The organism is Micromonospora sp. NPDC047074 (assembly GCF_040643815.1).
Taxonomy (GTDB): domain Bacteria; phylum Actinomycetota; class Actinomycetes; order Mycobacteriales; family Micromonosporaceae; genus Micromonospora.
Window position 1 is genome coordinate 1 of sequence record NZ_JBEYVB010000015.1, and the last position, 18034, is coordinate 18034.

Here is an 18034-nt window from a genome sequence, read left to right on the forward strand (position 1 = left end):
CGGCGGTTGCCGCACGCCTTGTACAGCGTCCGGTCAGGCAACTCGTCGGTATGCCGCTCCCCAACCACCCGGCCGGGGGCCGGCTCGACGGCGGACTGCTCGCCGGTGCCCTGGCCGCCGTCGCCGGGGCGGCCGCCGCCCGCTGGCTGGACACGGCCGTCGGCGGCACCCCGACGACAGCCGGCGCACTCGTGCAGGGCATGCTGTCCGGAGTCCTGGTCGGCGTCGTGTTCCTCACCGTCGTCTGGCTGGTCGACCGGCGGGACGTGACGCCGCTGCTCGCCGGGGTGCTCCGGCGGCTGGGCCGGGCGGGCCGGCGGGCGCCGGCGGCCCCCGCCGAAGGGACGGGCGAGGGTGGCGTCCCCCCGGAACGGGGCGACGGGAAGGAGACGGTGTCCCGGTGAGCGGGTGCAGGACGGGTGACCGGCCGACGGCGACCGACGGGCGGAGGCGGGCGTGGTGACCCCACCGGCACCGGTCCCCGGATGGCACGGCACGGTCGCCCTGCTGCTCGCCTCCAGCACCGGCGGCGTCGGGCAACACATCCGGTCGCTCGCCCGGGGCCTGACGGCCGCAGGCACCCACGTGCTGGTCTGCGGCCCCGCCGCGACGCAGGAGCAGTTCGACTTCACCGGTGTCGGCGCCCGCTTCCTGCCGGTGGAGATCCCGGCCAGCCCGACCCCGGCCGACGCCCGCGCGGTGACCGCGTTGCGCCGGGCGCTCGCCACCGAACGGGTCGACGTGCTGCACGCCCACGGGCTGCGTGCCGGCCTGGTCGCCGTACTCGCCCGGCCGGCCGCCCCGCTGGTGGTCACCTGGCACAACGCGGTCCTCGCGGGCGGGCTGCGCGGCGGCGTGTCCCGCCTCGTCGAGCGGGTCGTGGCCAGGGGCGTGCGGGTGGCGCTCGGGGCCTCCGCCGACCTGGTCACCCGGGCCGCCGCGCTGGGCGCGACGGACGCCCGGCTCGCCCCGGTCGCCGCGCCGGCGCTGCCCGCGCCACGCCGCCGCCGGGCCGCCGTCCGCGCCGAGTTCGAGGTCGGCCAGGACCAGCCGTTGATCCTCTCCGTCGGCCGGCTGCACCCGCAGAAGCGGTACGACATCCTGATCGACGCGGCCGCCCGGTGGCGCGGCCGGACCCCGCCACCGGTCGTGGTGATCGCCGGCAGTGGCCCCGCCTACCTGCCGCTGGCCGCCCGGATCTCCGCCGCCCGGGCCCCGGTGACCCTGCTCGGGCACCGCACCGACGTGGCCGACCTGCTGGCCGGGGCCGACCTGGCACTGGTGACCAGCGACTGGGAGGCCCGTCAGCTCTTCGCGCAGGAGGCGATGCGGGTCGGCGTACCGCTGGTGGCGACCGCGGTCGGCGGGCTGCCGGAGCTGGTCGGCGACGCGGCGGTGCTGGTGCCGCCTGGTGACGTGGACGCGGTCGACGCGGCCGTGCGCACCCTGCTCGACGACGGGGCCGGCCGTGCCGAGCTGGGGCGGCGCGGCGCCGAGCGGGCCGCGGGCTGGCCCACCGAGGCGGACACCATCGCCCAACTCGCGGCGCTCTACGCCGAGCTGGCGCCGGACCCCGCCGGGCCGCCGGCGCCCGGCGCCGACGCTCCGTCGACGGGACGCCGGTGATGCTGCGCAGAATCGCCCCGATCATGCTGACCCTGGTCGTGGTGGCGCTCGGCATCACGGCGCTGACCGCCCGGCCCGAACGGGCGACGCCCGAACGCACCGCCGACTTCGTGGTGCTGGTCGGGGTGCCGGGGCTGCGCTGGGAGGACGTCGATCCGCAGACCACGCCGACGCTGTGGCGGATGGCCCAGGACGGCTCGATCGGCTCGCTGGCGGTCCGTTCCGCGCACCGGCCGACCTGCCCGGTCGACGGCTGGCTCACCCTTGGCGCGGGTAGCTACTCCGCGTGGAACGGCAGCCGGCAGCCGGGGGGCTGCCCGCCGACCGCGGTGACGGTGGAACAGCCCGACGGCATCGGCGCGAACCTGCCCGACCAGGAGAGCACCGTCCTGCACAACCAGGAACGGCTGCCCTGGGGCGCGGTGCCCGGCGCGCTGTCGGAGTCGGTGCGCTGCTCGGTGGCGATCGGCCCCGGCGCGGCCGTGGCCGCCGCCCGGCCGTTCGGCCGCGTCGACCGGTATGCTCCCGCGCTCCCCGAGGACCCGGCGGAGCTGCTCGGCTCCTGCGTGCTGAGCATCGTCGACCTCGGCGCGGTCGCCGGCGAGGACCCGGCGGCGCGGGCCGCGGCGGCCCGCGAGGCCGACACGCGGCTGGCCCGGGTACTGGCCGCCCGACCGCCCCGCTCCCTGGTGCTGGTCGCCGGGGTGTCCGACACCGACGCGCCGTCCCGGCTGCACGTCGCCGTCGCCGACGGGCCGGGGTGGGAACGCGGCTGGCTCACCTCGGCCAGCACCGGCCGGGACGGCTACCTGCAACTGGTCGACCTCGCGCCGACCGCGCTCACCGCACTGGGCCGCCCGATGCCGGAGCGGCTCTTCCTCGGCCGGCCGGCCGAGTCGGTCGGCGGCCGGCCGGCAGACCTCGCCACCGCGGTCGCCGTGCCCGCCGACGCCGACCGGGAGGCCGCCGCCCAGCGCCGGGTGGCGGACTGGTTCTTCGCCCTGCTGGCCGGCGCCCAGGTGCTGCTGGCCGTGGCGGTGCTGCCGCTGCTGCGCCGGGCCCGCCGGCACGCCGGCCCGTACGGACCGGAACCGGTGTCGCGGCGCGTGGTGGCGGTCGTGGAGCTGCTGCTGATCGCGGCGGCCCTCGCCGTCCCGGCCGCACTGCTCGCCGACGCCGTGCCCTGGTGGCGCGGGGACCACGCCGGCGCGTACTTCGCCGGGGTGACCGTGTTGCTGCTGGTCGCCGCGACCGCTGTGGTCCGGCTCGCGCCGGGCTACGCGAGCACCCTCGGCCCGCTCGGCGCCGTGGCCGGCCTGACCACGCTGGCCGTGGGGGTGGACGTGCTGACCGGCGCCCGCCTCCAGCTCAACGGGGTGGTCGGCTACTCGGCCCTGGAGGGTGGCCGGTACTCGGGGCTGGGCACCGTCGGGCTCGGGGCGTTCCTGGCCGGCGCCCTGCTGAGCGCGGGCTGGCTGGCCCAGCGGGTCCGCCGCTCCTGGCGGCCCCCCGTGATGGTGGCCGTCGGCGGTGCCGCCGTGCTGATCGTCGGCAGCCCGTACCTGGGCGCCGACCCGATCGGCGCGATCGCGTTGACCGCCGGGCTGAGCGTGGCCGCGGCGATCAGCGCCGGCGGCTGGCTGACGATCAGCCGGCTGGCCTGGGCCACCATGGCCGGGCTCGCGCTGACCATCGGCTTCGCGGTGCTCGACCTGCGCCGGCCCCCCACCGAGCGGGGCAGCCTCGGCCGGTTCCTGGCCGCCGTCGGCGACGGCACCGGCGGACTGACCGTGCACCGCGCCAACACGGCCAACTTCGAGACCCTGGTCAACAGCCCGCTGACGGTGCTGGCGCTGGCCGGTGCCCTGCTGGTCTGGTTCGCCCTGCTCCAGCCGTGGGGCGGGCTGATGCGGCTGTTCGGCATCTACCCGGCGATGCGGGCGGCCATGGCCGGCACCGGCGTCGCCGCGGTGATCGGCGGGGCGCTGGGCGGCGACGCCCTGGACGTGGCCGGTGCCGCCGCCGCCCTGGTGGTGCCGATGGCGGCGCTGGCCGCGCTGCGGGTGCTCGACCACTCCACCGACCGCACCCAGCCCGAGTCGGCCCGTCAGCGCGACGAGGGATCCGGCGGAACCGGCGACGGGCCTGGCGGAACCGGCGACGGACCCGGCGGCGGCCCGGACGGGACCGGCCCCGAGGGCCCGGCGCCGAGCGGCGCGGGGGCGGGCCCGGCCCGTGGCGCGGAGCCGGGCACGGCACCGGACACCCCGCCGGCGACCCCGGCTCCGCGCGCCCCGGGCCCACCGGCCGGGGCGGACGGGCCGACGGCCGGGACCGCCACCGGGGCCCGGACGATGGCCAACCAATCATCGACCGAGGTCACGACCTCCTGAGCTGGCGGCGGAACGACCCACCGCCCGGTCCGGGTGCGCCCGGCGACGAGGCCGGATGAGGTGTTACCGTGGAATCCCGTGGATCGCGTGATCACTTTGCTGATCGGCACGGCGGTCTGCACGACCGCGACGGACGACACGGGAGCAGGCCTTGGCCCCATCAGCACGGACGACCAGGCACATTTTCGTCACCGGGGGAGTCGCCTCCTCGCTGGGTAAGGGCCTCACCGCCTCCAGCCTCGGCAACCTGCTCACCGCGCGCGGCATGCGCGTGGTCATGCAGAAGCTCGACCCCTACCTCAACGTCGACCCCGGCACGATGAACCCGTTCCAGCACGGCGAGGTCTTCGTGACCGAGGACGGCGCCGAGACCGACCTCGACGTCGGGCACTACGAGCGGTTCCTGGACCGGGCGCTCTCCGGCAAGGCGAACGTCACCACCGGTCAGATCTACTCGGACGTGATCGCCAAGGAGCGGCGCGGCGAGTACCTGGGTGACACCGTCCAGGTCATCCCGCACATCACCAACGAGATCAAGTCGCGGATCCTGGCGATGGCCGACCCGGACGACGACGGCCAGGTGCCGGACGTGGTGATCACCGAGGTCGGCGGCACGGTCGGCGACATCGAGTCGCTGCCGTTCCTGGAGGCGATCCGTCAGGTCCGTCACGACCTGGGCCGGGACAACTGCTTCTACCTGCACGTCTCGCTGGTGCCGTACCTGGCGCCCTCCGGGGAGCTGAAGACGAAGCCGACCCAGCACTCGGTGGCCCAGCTGCGCAGCATCGGTATCCAGCCGGACGCGCTGGTGCTGCGCTGCGACCGGGAGATCCCCGACAAGGTCAAGCAGAAGCTGTCGCTCTACTGCGACGTCGACCGCGAGGCCGTCACGGCCGCCCCGGACGCGCCGAGCATCTACGACATCCCCAAGGTGCTGCACCGCGAGGGCCTCGACGCGTACGTGGTGCGCCGGCTCGGCCTCGCCTTCCGGGACGTCGACTGGACCAGCTGGGACGACCTGCTGGACCGGGTGCACCAGCCCCGGCACACCGTCACCGTCGCCGTGGTCGGCAAGTACGTCGACCTGCCCGACGCGTACCTGTCGGTGAGCGAGGCGATCCGGGCTGCCGGCTTCGGCCACCGGTCCCGGGTGCAGCTGCGCTGGGTGCCCAGCGACGAGTGCGTCACCCCGTCCGGCGCGGCGGCCGCCCTGGCCGGCGTGGACGGCGTCGTCATCCCCGGCGGCTTCGGGGTCCGCGGCATCGAGGGCAAGATCGGCACCGCCCGGTACGCCCGGGAGAACGGCATCCCGCTGCTCGGCCTCTGCCTCGGGTTGCAGTGCATGACCATCGACGCGGCCCGGCACCTGGCCGGCCTAGAGGGCGCCAACTCGCTGGAGTTCGACGAGGAGGCCGCGCACCCGGTCATCGCCACCATGGCGGACCAGGAGGACATCGTCGCCGGCCGGGGTGACCTGGGGGGCACGATGCGGCTCGGGGCGTACCCGGCGACGCTGGCCGAGGGTTCGCTGGTCGCCGAGGCGTACGGCAGCACCGAGGTCAGCGAGCGGCACCGGCACCGGTACGAGGTGAACAACGCCTACCGCGACGCGCTGACCAAGGCGGGCCTGCGCATCTCCGGCACCTCGCCCGACGGCCGGCTCGTCGAGTTCGTCGAGCTGGACCGGGACCTGCACCCGTTCTTCGTCGCCACCCAGGCGCACCCGGAGCTGAAGAGCCGGCCGACCCGGCCGCACCCGCTGTTCGCCTCGTTCGTCAGGGCGGCGGTGGCCTACTCGGAGGCCGACCAGCTCCCGGTCGACCTGGGCGCGGCGGAGGACGCGGCGGCGAAGAAGGCCGCCAGCAACGGCGGCGCCACCGCGAAGGCGGCGTCGGCGTCGTGAGCGGACGTAGCGAGCGAACCGCCGGGCACCGCAGCTCCGACACGCGGAGCGGGGCGGCGGCGTGAGCGCCGTCGAGCACCGCTACGAGGTGCGCTCCCGCACCGAGCGCTACCGGGGGCGGATCTTCGACGTGGTCAGCGAGGAGGTGACCATGCCGGGCGGCGGGACGGGGGTCCGTGACTTCGTCCGGCACGTCGGCGCGGTCGCCGTGGTGGCGCTCGACTCCGCCGGTCAGGTGGTGCTGATCCGCCAGTACCGGCACGCGGTCGGGCGGCACCTGTGGGAGCTGCCCGCCGGGCTGACCGACGTCTCCGGGGAGGATCTGGCCGCCGCCGCCCTGCGGGAGCTGGCCGAGGAGGTCGACCTGACCGCCGGGCGGATCGACGTCCTGGTGGACCTGCACAGCTCGCCGGGCTTCACCAACGAGCTCGTCCGGGTGTTCCTGGCCCGGGACCTGACGGACGTGGCGGCGGAGTCGCGGCACGAGCGCCGCGACGAGGAGGCCGACCTCCAGGTCGTCCGGATCGACCTGGACGAGGCGGTCGGCATGGTCCTCGCGGGCGAGATCACCAACGCCTCCTGCGTGGCGGGGCTGCTGGCCACCGCCCGGGCCCGCGACACCGGCTGGTCGGCGCTGCGCCGGGCCGACGCACCGCTGCCCGGCTGAGCGGGCCACCGGCGGGACCAGCAGAAGCCGAGCCCGGCGGGGCCCACCGACGGGATACGACGAGAAGGGGCCGTGCGTCTTCGCACGGCCCCTTCTCGTCGTCGCTGTCGGATCAGTCGCGCAGCGGGCGTCCCTGCGCGTCGGTGCCACCGTTGACGAGGATCAGGATGCCGTCGATGAGGCCCCAGAGCCCGCCGGCGCCGCAGGTCACCAGGCTCACCACGAGCTGGAGGACGGCGACCTTGGTGTGGCCCGTGTAGAACCGACCGGCACCGAAGGTGCCGAGGAGGATGCCGAGCAGACCCGCAACGAGCTTGCTCTTGTCGGAGACGCCCGACGGGTAGCCGGGCTGGTATTGAGGAGTGGTCATGAGGCGACACCCTAGTGATCGACTCGTCTCCTGTCCGCAGCGGCACCCAGAGAGTGGGACGATAATGGATGAACACTGTCCTGACGGCTGATGCGACTTCCCACCGCCGGCCCGGTTGACGCCTGACACATCGTCAGGGCGAGCGGGCACCGGATGTCACTGTGCTGCCTCGGCGAGGGCGGCGGCGCGCCTAGACTGCCGCCGGCGGGACCGGTGGACCGCGGCGGCAAAGGGGCCGCCGTGGCACCGCGCAGTCGGGGGAGCGCAGCCCCGAAGAGAGGTGTCTGCATCGTGAAGGTCGGAATCCCCCGCGAGGTCAAGAACCACGAGTACCGCGTGGCGATCACGCCGGCGGGCGTCAACGAGTTCGTCCGCAGCGGTCACCAGGTCTTCGTCGAGTCCGGCGCCGGGGTCGGGTCCAGCATCAGCGACGACGAGTTCGCCGCCGCCGGGGCCAGGATCCTGGCCACCGCCGACGAGGTGTGGGACACCGCCGAGCTGGTGCTCAAGGTCAAGGAGCCGATCGCCGAGGAGTACCACCGGATGCGCGAGGGGCAGGTGCTCTTCACCTACCTGCACCTGGCCGCCTCGAAGGCGTGCACCGACGCGCTGGTCGACCGCAAGGTCACCGGCATCGCGTACGAGACCGTCGAGCTGCCCGACCGGTCGCTGCCGCTGCTCGCCCCGATGTCCGAGGTGGCCGGCCGGCTCGCCCCGCAGGTGGGCGCCTACCACCTCCAGCGGCAGGGCGGCGGGCGCGGCATCCTCATGGGCGGTGTCTCCGGCGTCTACGCGGCGAAGACGGTCGTCATCGGCGCGGGCGTGTCCGGCATGAACGCCGCCGCGATCGCGCTCGGCCTCCAGGCCGAGGTGCTGCTGCTGGACAAGAACGTCTCCCGGCTGCGCCAGGCCGACGCCATCTACCGGGGCCACCTCCAGACGGTGGCCTCCAACGCGTATGAGATCGAGCGGGCCGTGCTCGACGCGGACCTCGTCATCGGAGCCGTGCTGGTGCCCGGCGCGAAGGCCCCGACCCTGATCTCCAACGAGCTGGTCTCCCGGATGAAGCCGGGCAGCGTGCTCGTCGACATCTCCATCGACCAGGGCGGCTGCTTCGAGGACTCCCGTCCCACCACGCACGCCGACCCGACCTACCAGGTGCACGGCTCGATCTTCTACTGCGTGGCGAACATGCCGGGCGCGGTGCCGCACACCAGCACCTACGCGCTGACCAACGTCACCCTCCCGTACGCCCTGGAACTGGCCAACCACGGCTGGCGCGAGGCGCTGCGCCGCGACCCGGCGCTGGCACTGGGCCTGAACACCCACGACGGCCAGGTCACCTACGGCCCGGTCGCCGAGGCGCACGGCATGACGCCCCTCGCGCTGGCCGACGCGCTGGCCTGAGCGGCGGCGAACTGACCGGCACGGTGGACGGGGCCGGCGCGGGTGGCGAACCCGCGCCGGCCCTGCGCCGTGCCGTCCGCGGCTACCTCGACCACCTCACCGTCGAGCGGGGACTGTCGGCGAACACGCTCTCGTCGTACCGGCGGGACCTTCAGCGGTACCTGAGCACCCTGGCGGCGGCCGGGGTGCCGGACCTGGCCGCCGTCGGCCCGGGGCAGGTCGAGGCGCACCTGGCCCGGCTGCGCGCCGGCGACGATGAGCATCCACCGCTCGCGGCCTCCTCCGCCGCGCGGGCGGCCAGCGCGGTGCGCGGGCTGCACCGGTTCGCGCAGCGCGAGGGGCTGGCGGGCGCCGACCCGAGCCGCGACGTCCGCCCGCCCACCCCGCCGCGCCGGCTGCCCCGCGCGCTGCCGGTCGACGCCGTGGTGCGGCTGCTGGAGACCGCCGGCGCCGACACGGTCGTCGGGGAGGGCGCGCCGCTCACGCTGCGCGACCGGGCACTGCTGGAGTTTCTGTACGGCACCGGGGCGCGGATCTCCGAGGCGGTCGGCGCGGCCGTGGACGACCTCGACGTCGACGAGGGCACCGTGCTCCTGCGCGGCAAGGGCGGCCGCACCCGGCTGGTCCCCATCGGCGGGTACGCGGTCGAGGCGGTGCGTGCCTGGCTGGTCCGGGCCCGGCCGGTGCTGGCCGCCGCCGGCCGGGGCACCCCGGCGGTCTTCCTCAACGCCCGCGGCGGCGCGCTGTCGCGGCAGGGGGCCTGGGCCATCCTGCGCCGCGCGGCCGAGCGGGCCGGCCTGCCGGTGCAGGGGGCGGAGGCGGTCTCCCCGCACACCCTGCGCCACTCCTACGCCACCCACCTGCTCGACGGCGGCGCGGACGTGCGAGTGGTGCAGGAGCTCCTCGGCCACGCCTCGGTGACCACCACCCAGGTCTACACTCTGGTCACCGTCGAGCGGCTGCGGGAGGTCTACGCCACCGCACACCCCCGGGCGCGCTGAGCGCCACCGGTCCCGGCGACCGTCCCCGTCCCCGACCTCGCCGGCGGCTTGCCTGGTCGGCGGGGCGGCGACACGCCGAGCGCGTGCGACCGGCCCGCCGGGCGGTGGCGTACAGTCGGCATCGGCGCGGACCTCCTGGGGCGGTATTCGGGACCGGGGTGCGCAGCGGCGCCGCGAAAGGACGTCGGACGGCTCCGACGCCGGGTGGTCGTCGGGAGGGGGCAACGAGGACATGGCTGGCAACGGTGACCGTGCCGAGACCTGGACGTCGGAGCTCCGTGAGCAGCAGGCCGCGCTCGGGACGGATCTGGGCCCGGCGGATCCGGCGGCGTACACGATGCGCAAGCCGATCCCCGAGCCGATGCCGACCGACCGGCACGGCCCCGCCCGGATCATCGCGATGGCCAACCAGAAGGGTGGCGTCGGCAAGACCACCACGACCATCAACCTGGGCGCGGCGCTCGCCGAGTACGGCCGCAAGGTACTGCTCGTCGACTTCGACCCGCAGGGCGCCCTCTCGGTCGGGCTGGGCGTCAACCCGCACAACCTCGACCTGTCGGTCTACAACCTGCTCATGCAGGACGACGTCACCGCCGAGGACGTCCTGATCAAGACCGACGTGGCCGGGCTGCACCTGCTGCCGGCCAACATCGACCTCTCCGCGGCCGAGATCCAGCTCGTGAACGAGGTCGCCCGGGAGATGGCCCTGGCCCGGGTGCTCCGGTCGATCCGCAAGGAGTACGACTACATCCTGATCGACTGCCAGCCCTCGCTGGGCCTGCTGGCGATCAACGCGCTGACCGTGGCGCACGGCGTGCTCATCCCGCTGGAGTGCGAGTTCTTCAGCCTGCGCGGTGTCGCCCTGCTGCTGGACACCATCGACAAGGTGCGCGAGCGGCTCAACTTCGACCTGGAGCTCGAAGGCATCCTCGCCACCATGTACGACAGCCGCACCACCCACTGCCGGCAGGTGCTCCAGCGGGTGGTGGAGGCGTTCGGCGACAAGGTCTACCAGACGGTCATCACCAAGACCGTGAAGTTCCCCGAGTCCACCGTCGCCGGCGCTCCGATCACCACGCTCGACCCGGCGTCGTCGGGCGCCCGCAACTACCGCCAACTGGCCCGCGAGGTGATCGCCGCCCAGTCGGAGCGGTAGGCCGGGGTGCACCTTCGCGCCGAGCCGTCCGGGGCGTGGACTACGGTCTTCCGGTGACCGCGCCACCCCTCGATCCGCCGACGACGCCGGAGCAGCCGCCCGTACGGGCTGCCGAGGCCGTCGCCGAGGTGCCGACGGATCCGGCGGGCGTGCCCGGGGCGGTGGAGGAGAGCGGCGGTTTCACCGTCCGGCTGGCGAACTTCACCGGCCCGTTCGACCTCCTGCTCCAGTTGATCGGCAAGCACAAGCTCGACGTCACCGAGGTGGCGCTGCACCGGGTCACCGACGAGTTCATCGCCTACATCCGCGCGATGGGCGACCAGTGGGACCTGGACGAGGCCAGCGAGTTCCTGCTCATCGCCGCGACCCTGCTCGACCTGAAGGCGGCCCGGCTGCTGCCCGCCGCCGAGGTCGAGGACGAGGAGGACCTCGCCCTGCTGGAGGCGCGGGACCTGCTCTTCGCCCGGCTGCTGCAGTACAAGGCGTACAAGGAGGCGGCGGCGCACATCGCCGCGCTGGAGGAGGTCGGCGGGAGGCGCTACCCGCGTGCGGTCACCCTGGAGCCCCGGTACGCCGAGGCGCTGCCCGACCTGGTGCTCGGCATCGGCCCGGAACGGCTGCTGAAGCTGGCGATCAGGGCGATGACGCCGAAGCCGGTGCCCGAGGTGTCCATCGCGCACGTGCACATGGTCCGGGTCAGCGTCCGGGAACACGCGGGCATCCTCACCGAACGGCTGCGCCGGGCCGGCACGGCCACCTTCTCGCTGCTCTGCGCCGACTGCGAGGCGACCCTGGAGGTGGTGGCCCGGTTCCTGGCCCTGCTGGAGCTCTACCGGGAGGGCCTGGTCGCCTTCGTGCAGGAGCAGGCCCTGGAGGAGCTGACCGTACGCTGGACCGGCCCCGCCGACGGCGGCCCCGACCTGCACATCGACGAGTACGCCGGCACCCCGTCGGAGCCGTCCCCGGCCCTGTCCGATTCGGCCCTGTCCGATCCGCTCGGCGGCGTCCCGCCGTCGACGGAGTCGGCTGGGCAGCGCCCGGCGCCGGACGAGAGCGCTTCCCCGGCGCCACCCTCGCCCACGCGGATCGAACCGGCCGGAAGCGGGCCGGTGCCCGACGGGGAAGGGGTAGCCCCGGCCAGGAGCGAGCCGGCGCCAGATGGGAGCGGGGCGGCGCCAGACGGGAGCGGGGCGGCGCCGGACGGGAGTGGGGCGATGACGACGGCGGAGGAGCGAGCGGAATGAGCAGTGACGAGCGCCGGGACTCCCTGGCCGACCAGGCCGCCGCCTGGGTGCCGCCCTGGCAGCGCCCCACGCCCCCCTCCGCCGCCCCCGTAGATCTTGGCAACTCCGTGCCCCCGGAGGGGCCGGAACTCCCCAAGATCTCCGACGGACCCGACGCCGCGTGCGAGGCGGGGGCCGAGGACGGGGCCACATCGGCGGGGGAGAGCCCGGTTGACGGTGCGCCGGCCGAAGAGGTGCCGGCGGAAGGCGCATTGGCCGGGAAGAGCCTGGCGGAAGGCACGCCGGCAGGGGTAGGACCGGCGGGGGGTGTGCCGCCGGGGGAGAGTCCGGCGGAAGGTGGGTCGGCGAAGCGGTCGGTGGGGCGGCGGCGGCCGGCACCCGAGCCGGCGCCCGAGCTCGACGACGCGGAGCTGCGCGGAGCGCTGGAGGCGATCCTGCTGGTGGTGGACGAGCCGGTCAGCGAGTTGACCCTCGCCCAGGTGCTGGAGCAGCCCGCCGAGCGGATCGGGCCGGTGCTGGACGAGATCGCCGCGGGCTACACGGCCGCCGGGCACGGCTTCGAGCTGCGCCGGGCCGCGGGTGGCTGGCGTCTCTACACCCGGCCGGAATACGCCACCTATGTGGAACGGTTCGTTTTGGACGGGCAGTCCGTGCGACTGACCCAGGCCGCGCTGGAGACACTGGCCGTGATCGCCTACAAGCAGCCCGTCACCCGGTCCCGGATCTCCGCCATCCGGGGTGTCAACTGCGACGGGGTGATCCGTACCCTGGTCTCCCGCGGCCTGGTCGAGGAGTGCGGCACCGAACCGGACAGCGGGGCGTTCCTCTACCGGACCACCACGATGTTCCTGGAAAAGCTGGGGCTCAACAGCGTCCACGACCTCCCGCCACTGGCCCCGTTCCTCCCCGACGACGTAGAAGAGCTTGCCGATGCCACGCGATGACCGCACGCCCCGCCCCGACGCGCCCGTCTTCGAGGGGGCCGAGCGCCTGCAGAAGGTGCTGGCCGCCGCCGGCGTGGGCTCCCGGCGCGCCTGCGAGGACCTGATCTTCCGCCGCCGGGTCACCGTCGACGGGCGGGTCGCCCAACTCGGCGACAAGGTCGACCCGGCCACCGCGGTGATCCACATCGACGGCGAGCGCCTCGTCGCCGACAACCGGCTGGTCTACCTGGCCATGAACAAGCCGCGTGGGGTGGTCTCCACCATGGCCGACGAGAAGGGGCGGACGGCGCTCGCCGACTTCCTCGGCAACCGGGTGGAACAGCGGGTCTACCACGTCGGGCGGCTCGACGCGGACAGCGAGGGCCTGCTGCTGCTCACCAACGACGGCACCCTCGCGCACAAGCTGATGCACCCGTCGTACGGGGTGCAGAAGACGTACCTGTGCGAGGTGTCCGGGCCGATCCCGCGCAACCTCGGCAAGCGGCTGATGGCCGGCGTGGAGTTGGAGGACGGTCCGGCGAAGGTCGACTCCTTCCGGGTGGTGGACACGCTGGGGCGTTCCGCCCAGGTGGAGGTGAGCCTGCACGAGGGGCGCAAACACATCGTCCGCCGCCTGCTCGGCGAGGTGGGCCACCCGGTGAGCCGGCTGGTGCGTACCGCCATCGGGCCGATCCGGCTGGGTGACCTGCGCGCGGGGCGGACGCGGCGGCTGACCAACGCGGAGGTCGCCGGCCTGTTCAAGGCCGTGGGTGACTGACCCCCAGGTTCGGGGTACGGCTGCCGGTAGGCTCCGTGGCGGCCCGGCGGCGGCGCGACGCCGCGGGCGTTCGGCCGCGCGTGGGGCCGGGCATCATGGAGAACGTGTGACAACCGCTCGCGGGACGCGATGGACGTTTCGTGAGGTACGGGCTGAGGAGGACGACGGTGGAGGAAAACGTACGGGCCGGGCGCTGCGTGGTCGCTGTGGACGGGCCGTCCGGTTCGGGTAAGTCCACCGTCTCCCGGCGGCTCGCCGTCGGCCTCGGTGCCCGCTATCTCGACACCGGTGCCATGTACCGGGCCATCACCTGGGCGGTGCTGCGCTCGGGGGTCGACCTGGCCGACGCGGAGTCGGTGGCCAAGGTCGCCGGCGAGGTCGACCTGCGCATCGGCACCGACCCCCAGGGGTACGGCGTGACGGCGGACGGCGTGAACGTCGACGCCGAGATCCGCGGGCCGGAGGTGACCGGGGCGGTTTCCGCCGTGGCGGCGGTGCCGGCGGTACGCGCGCTGCTGGTCAACCGGCAGCGCGAGATGATCGCGAACGCCGGCCGGATCGTGGTCGAGGGCCGGGACATCGGGTCCGTGGTGGCGCCGGCCGCCGACCTGAAGGTCTACCTGACCGCCTCCGAGGCCGCCCGGGCGGCCCGGCGCAGCGCCGAGGACGCCACCGACGTGGCGGCCACGGCGGCCGACCTGGCCCGGCGGGACCGGCTCGACTCGACCCGCAAGGCCGACCCGCTGGCCCAGGCCGCCGACGCCGTGGTGCTGGACACCACCGAGCTGGGCATCGACGAGGTCGTCGCGCGGCTGCGTGACCTGCTGAGCGAGCGGGGAGTGGCATGAGCGACGGATGGGTGGAATTGCGGGAACCGGACGCCGACACCGAGGAGCCGACCGGTCCGCAGCCGGTCGTTGCCGTGGTCGGCCGCCCCAACGTGGGCAAGTCGACGCTGGTCAACCGGATCATCGGCCGCCGCCAGGCGGTCGTCGAGGACATCCCGGGGGTGACCCGGGACCGCGTCCCGTACGACGCGCAGTGGGCCGGCCGGCAGTTCACCGTGGTGGACACCGGCGGCTGGGAGCCCGACGCCAAGGACCGGGCGGCCGCGATCGCGGCGCAGGCCGAGGCGGCGGTGGCCACCGCCGACGTGGTGCTGTTCGTGGTGGACGCGATGGTCGGCTCGACCGACGTGGACGAGGCGGCGGTACGGATGCTGCGCCGCAGCGCCAAGCCGGTGATCCTGGTCGCGAACAAGGCCGACAACACCTCCATCGAGATGGAGGCCACCTCGCTGTGGTCGTTGGGCCTGGGCGAGCCGTACCCCGTGTCGGCGCTGCACGGCCGGGGCTCCGGCGACCTGCTCGACGCCATCATGGACGCGCTGCCGGAGGCCCCGAAGATCGTCGAGAACCGCCCCCGCGGCCCGCGTCGGGTGGCTCTGGTGGGCCGGCCGAACGTCGGCAAGTCCAGCCTGCTCAACCGCTTCTCCGGGGAGGAGCGGGCGGTCGTCGACGCGGTCGCCGGCACCACCGTCGACCCGGTCGACAGCCTGGTCGAGATCGGCGGGGAGACCTGGCAACTGGTCGACACGGCGGGCCTGCGCAAGCGGGTGGGCAAGGCCAGCGGCACCGAGTACTACGCCAGCCTGCGGACCGCCTCGGCGATCGAGGCCGCGGAGGTCGCCGTGGTGCTGCTCGACTCCAGCGAGGTCATCAGCGAGCAGGACCAGCGGATCCTGTCCATGGTCACCGAGGCCGGCCGGGCGCTGGTGATCGCCTTCAACAAGTGGGACCTGGTCGACGCCGACCGTCGGTACTACCTGGACAAGGAGATCGACCGCGAGCTGCGGCGGATCCCGTGGGCGATCCGGCTCAACCTGTCGGCGCGCACCGGCCGTGCCGTCGACAAGCTCGCGCCGGCGCTGCGCACCGCCCTGGCCAGCTGGGAGACGCGGGTGCCGACCGCGCAGCTCAACTCGTGGCTGACCGCGCTGGTGCAGGCCACCCCGCACCCGGTGCGCGGCGGCCGGGCCCCGAAGATCCTCTTCGCCACCCAGGCGGGCGTGGCCCCGCCGCGCTTCGTGCTGTTCACCACCGGTCCGCTGGACGCGGGCTACCAGCGGTTCGTCGAGCGCAAGCTGCGCGAGGAGTTCGGCTTCGAGGGCAGCCCGATCGAGATCTCCGTACGCCCCCGCAAGAAGCTCGGCCCCGGCGGCCGCGGCAAGGCGCACGGCTGACCCTGACGTCAGGCACAAATGCCGGGTGGGACTCGACCCACCCGGCATTTTCGCGCCCACCAACTTCCCTATCCTCCTAGGACGCCCGAGAGGTGGTGACCCGGACAACGCGGCTTGGCACGGGAGGGGCCAGTGCGGACGGCACGAAGATCCTGCGCTAAGCTGTACCGGCTGTCGCAGGGAGATCCGGCGAGAGCATCGGGACGTGGCGCAGCTTGGTAGCGCACTTGACTGGGGGTCAAGGGGTCGTCGGTTCGAATCCGGCCGTCCCGACGCAGGTCAAAGGGCTGATCCGGATATCGGGTCGGCTCTTTTCTGCGTTCTGGGGACCACGCCGGTCAAGTCCGCCGCCCGGTAGCGCTTCTTGACCGCTGGTCAAGCCCAAGCATCCAGGCTTGTTGTGATCCGTCAGCTGATGTCCGACGTGGCTCCGCCGGGTGATGTGCGACGGGTGGTCTAGGAAACTGAGGTAGCGATCTGCGGTCGCTGGCCTTTGATGCTACGGACTGGCTGGGTGGTGGTGCGTCGGATGACCTTGGTGTCGCCGTCGGTGAGGTCGATGGCCAGGGTCGTCTTGACCAGCAAGCAGGGCAGGTCGGCGTCCTGCGCGCTTGGTGCGACGCGCGCCTGGCAGACGAGCACCATGTTGTCGTCGACGCGCCGGCACTCGTTGCCTTCTGGCCGACCGCTGAGCCCGAGAAGATGACCAAGGCTGAGGCGGTGTCCCTCGCTCAACTCCTCGGGCGTATCGGCGTAGGCGTGGAGCCGGACGTCCGGCTGGGCGGATCAGCACTGTCCGCCGGACCTGCCGTTCTGCTTCGAACCTCCGCCGATGCCCCGCATACCGCAACGCCCGCCAACTGCCTCCCGATGACGACGAACTTGCCTCCTTCCGCCTCTGACCCTCAGCAGCAGGTCACGACAACAGCCGAGCGTGCCGGGCGGCCAGCCCGACCAGTTCGGCGCCGATCGCGTCCCGGTCTGCCGACCTTCCGGTGGTGTGACAGCTCTGCATGAACACGGCGTTGAGGGCGAACCCCAGCAGCGCCGGGTCACCGCAGCGCACACGGCCCCATCTCCGGGCGGTTGTCGACCGCCATCGCCGCAACATCACGACGCCGACCCGAGCCAGGTCAACGACCCGGAGCCCGTCACCCGCCCAGCCTGACGCGCAATCGCACCCCGCGAATCTTCCCGATCGGCGGGTCCGCTGTTGTTCCATTCGATGACACACGCCACCGTCCGTGGTCGGCAGGACGTTGCCGGCTCACCGGCCGCGGTGGCAGGTCCGCAGCGTCTGGGCGGCTCGACGGCAGGGGCGCGCGTACGTAGCCGATCAGCTAGCGCGCGACCCCTGCCTGCGGCGAGGAAACTGACGGACCGGTCAACGACCGGTCCGTCAGCCGTACGGCATCAGAAGATCACGGGTTGACCGGAACCAGGTACCATCGCTGCTTGGCGCCGCCCCAGCAGTCCCAGATCATTGTTCGGGCGGCGTGCTCCTCGCCGCTGCCGGTGATGTCCAGGCACCGCTGATTGAGCTGATTTCTGATCTCGAGGTAACCACCTGGGATGTCCACGAGTCGCCAATGCTGCTTGGCGCCACCCCAACACGCCCACTGCATGCCGAGAGCACCCTGGTCGAGACCCGAACCCGCCACGTCGAGACAACGCTGACTGTTGAGCGGATGAAGCTCGTAGTACTCGTTACCGACGTCCACGAACCGCCACTTCTGGTTGGCGCCACCCCAACAGTTCGCCACCACGACCGCCACTCCATCGCCGTTTCCGGCGTGCGCGACGTCCAGGCACCGAAAGGGAACGAGCTGGGACCTGACCTCGTAGTATTGATTGGGTGCGGGAACGAGCATCGGTGAAACCGTCGTGCTGCTCGCCTGGGCCGAAGGGGCGCTGACTGCGCCGAAAGCCACAATCATCGCCATCGCCATCGCGACGATCCCCAGCGGTTTTTGGATTCTGGTCATGGTGTTCGCGACACTCCTCACTCTCCAACAACGATGGCGTCGATCCGGGACGACACCGTGCGCGGATGTGGACTGGTCGGCCCTGCCTGTCCTCTCGCGACACCCCCAGCCACGCGCAGATCGGAACCTACCTATGGCAATGGTCGATGTCGTGAGTAGTGCCGTACTCACGCGCTCTGGGCCACGAAGTGATCGAGAGATCGCGGGCCGTCCTGCCGGGAAGGCCGGGACGCGATTGTCGGCCCCGAAGGCATCGGCATCGAGGCTGAGGGATGGCAGACATCGGACACTTCCGTGCCCGGCTCTGTTGTGTCGCCTTCGCTGACATTGGCCTCCGCG

Annotated in this window: 16 protein-coding genes, 1 tRNA gene and 1 pseudogene; 14 read left to right on the plus strand and 4 right to left on the minus strand. The window is 73.4% G+C overall.

Features of this window, described 5'->3' with window-relative positions:
• The 5 genes and pseudogenes from ABZ809_RS19425 to ABZ809_RS19445 form a co-directional block, all read left to right on the plus strand.
• Window positions 1-404, plus strand: a pseudogene (locus ABZ809_RS19425) (hypothetical protein); the annotation flags it as partial.
• Between the two features lie 55 nt (window positions 405-459).
• Window positions 460-1626 (plus strand): glycosyltransferase family 4 protein, encoded by a 1167-nt coding sequence (locus ABZ809_RS19430; protein ID WP_357564058.1) that lies wholly within the window; start codon window positions 460-462, stop codon window positions 1624-1626.
• The gene (locus ABZ809_RS19435) at window positions 1626-4019 is read left to right on the plus strand and encodes a hypothetical protein (protein WP_357563927.1); all 2394 of its coding nucleotides are present in this window, start codon (window positions 1626-1628) and stop codon (window positions 4017-4019) included. The genes ABZ809_RS19430 and ABZ809_RS19435 overlap by 1 nt, the downstream gene beginning before the upstream one ends.
• A gap of 151 nt (window positions 4020-4170) precedes the next feature.
• A complete protein-coding gene (locus tag ABZ809_RS19440) occupies window positions 4171-5922 on the plus strand; it encodes a CTP synthase (RefSeq protein WP_357563929.1) in 1752 nt (583 codons plus the stop codon).
• A 61-nt stretch (window positions 5923-5983) separates the two neighbouring features.
• On the plus strand, window positions 5984-6589 hold the full coding sequence (locus ABZ809_RS19445) for an NUDIX hydrolase (RefSeq protein ID WP_357563931.1): 606 nt from the start codon (window positions 5984-5986) through the stop codon (window positions 6587-6589).
• 112 nt (window positions 6590-6701) lie between these two features.
• On the opposite strand, the gene ABZ809_RS19450 is transcribed toward ABZ809_RS19445, so the two are convergent.
• On the minus strand, window positions 6702-7025 hold the full coding sequence (locus ABZ809_RS19450) for a TM2 domain-containing protein (protein WP_357564059.1): 324 nt from the start codon (window positions 7023-7025) through the stop codon (window positions 6702-6704).
• A gap of 225 nt (window positions 7026-7250) precedes the next feature.
• Between ABZ809_RS19450 and ald the strand changes: the two genes are divergently transcribed.
• The 9 genes from ald (at window position 7251) to ABZ809_RS19495 (ending at window position 15983) form a co-directional block, all read left to right on the plus strand.
• The gene (ald, locus tag ABZ809_RS19455) at window positions 7251-8366 is read left to right on the plus strand and encodes an alanine dehydrogenase (RefSeq protein ID WP_357563933.1); all 1116 of its coding nucleotides are present in this window, start codon (window positions 7251-7253) and stop codon (window positions 8364-8366) included.
• A gap of 23 nt (window positions 8367-8389) precedes the next feature.
• Window positions 8390-9367 (plus strand): site-specific tyrosine recombinase XerD, encoded by a 978-nt coding sequence (locus ABZ809_RS19460; protein WP_357563934.1) that lies wholly within the window; start codon window positions 8390-8392, stop codon window positions 9365-9367.
• Window positions 9368-9599: 232 nt separating this feature from the next.
• Entirely contained in the window at window positions 9600-10523 is a 924-nt protein-coding gene (locus ABZ809_RS19465) for an AAA family ATPase (protein WP_357563935.1), read from the plus strand.
• Between the two features lie 53 nt (window positions 10524-10576).
• Window positions 10577-11767, plus strand: coding sequence for a segregation/condensation protein A (locus ABZ809_RS19470; protein WP_357563936.1), 1191 nt, complete (start codon window positions 10577-10579; stop codon window positions 11765-11767).
• On the plus strand, window positions 11764-12711 hold the full coding sequence (scpB, locus tag ABZ809_RS19475) for an SMC-Scp complex subunit ScpB (protein WP_357563937.1): 948 nt from the start codon (window positions 11764-11766) through the stop codon (window positions 12709-12711). The genes ABZ809_RS19470 and scpB overlap by 4 nt, the downstream gene beginning before the upstream one ends.
• Complete coding sequence (locus ABZ809_RS19480; RefSeq protein ID WP_357563938.1) at window positions 12698-13468, plus strand: pseudouridine synthase; 771 nt, start codon at window positions 12698-12700, stop codon at window positions 13466-13468. Before scpB ends, ABZ809_RS19480 begins: the two co-directional genes overlap by 14 nt.
• Window positions 13469-13635: 167 nt before the next feature.
• Window positions 13636-14316, plus strand: a complete 681-nt coding sequence (cmk, locus tag ABZ809_RS19485) for a (d)CMP kinase (protein ID WP_357563939.1) — start codon at window positions 13636-13638, stop codon at window positions 14314-14316.
• On the plus strand, window positions 14313-15710 hold the full coding sequence (der, locus tag ABZ809_RS19490) for a ribosome biogenesis GTPase Der (protein WP_357563940.1): 1398 nt from the start codon (window positions 14313-14315) through the stop codon (window positions 15708-15710). Before cmk ends, der begins: the two co-directional genes overlap by 4 nt.
• Before the next feature lie 199 nt (window positions 15711-15909).
• Window positions 15910-15983, plus strand: a tRNA-Pro gene (locus ABZ809_RS19495).
• 183 nt (window positions 15984-16166) lie between these two features.
• Here ABZ809_RS19495 and ABZ809_RS19500 read toward each other — a convergent pair.
• The 3 genes from ABZ809_RS19500 to ABZ809_RS19510 all read right to left on the minus strand — a co-directional run bounded on the left by ABZ809_RS19500 (window position 16167) and on the right by ABZ809_RS19510 (window position 17695).
• On the minus strand, window positions 16167-16445 hold the full coding sequence (locus ABZ809_RS19500) for a hypothetical protein (protein ID WP_357563941.1): 279 nt from the start codon (window positions 16443-16445) through the stop codon (window positions 16167-16169).
• 181 nt (window positions 16446-16626) lie between these two features.
• Window positions 16627-16776: a hypothetical protein gene (locus ABZ809_RS19505; protein ID WP_357563943.1), complete on the minus strand. Its 150-nt coding sequence runs from the start codon at window positions 16774-16776 to the stop codon at window positions 16627-16629.
• A 355-nt stretch (window positions 16777-17131) separates the two neighbouring features.
• Window positions 17132-17695, minus strand: coding sequence for an RICIN domain-containing protein (locus tag ABZ809_RS19510; protein ID WP_357563944.1), 564 nt, complete (start codon window positions 17693-17695; stop codon window positions 17132-17134).
• Window positions 17696-18034 lie beyond the last annotated feature (339 nt).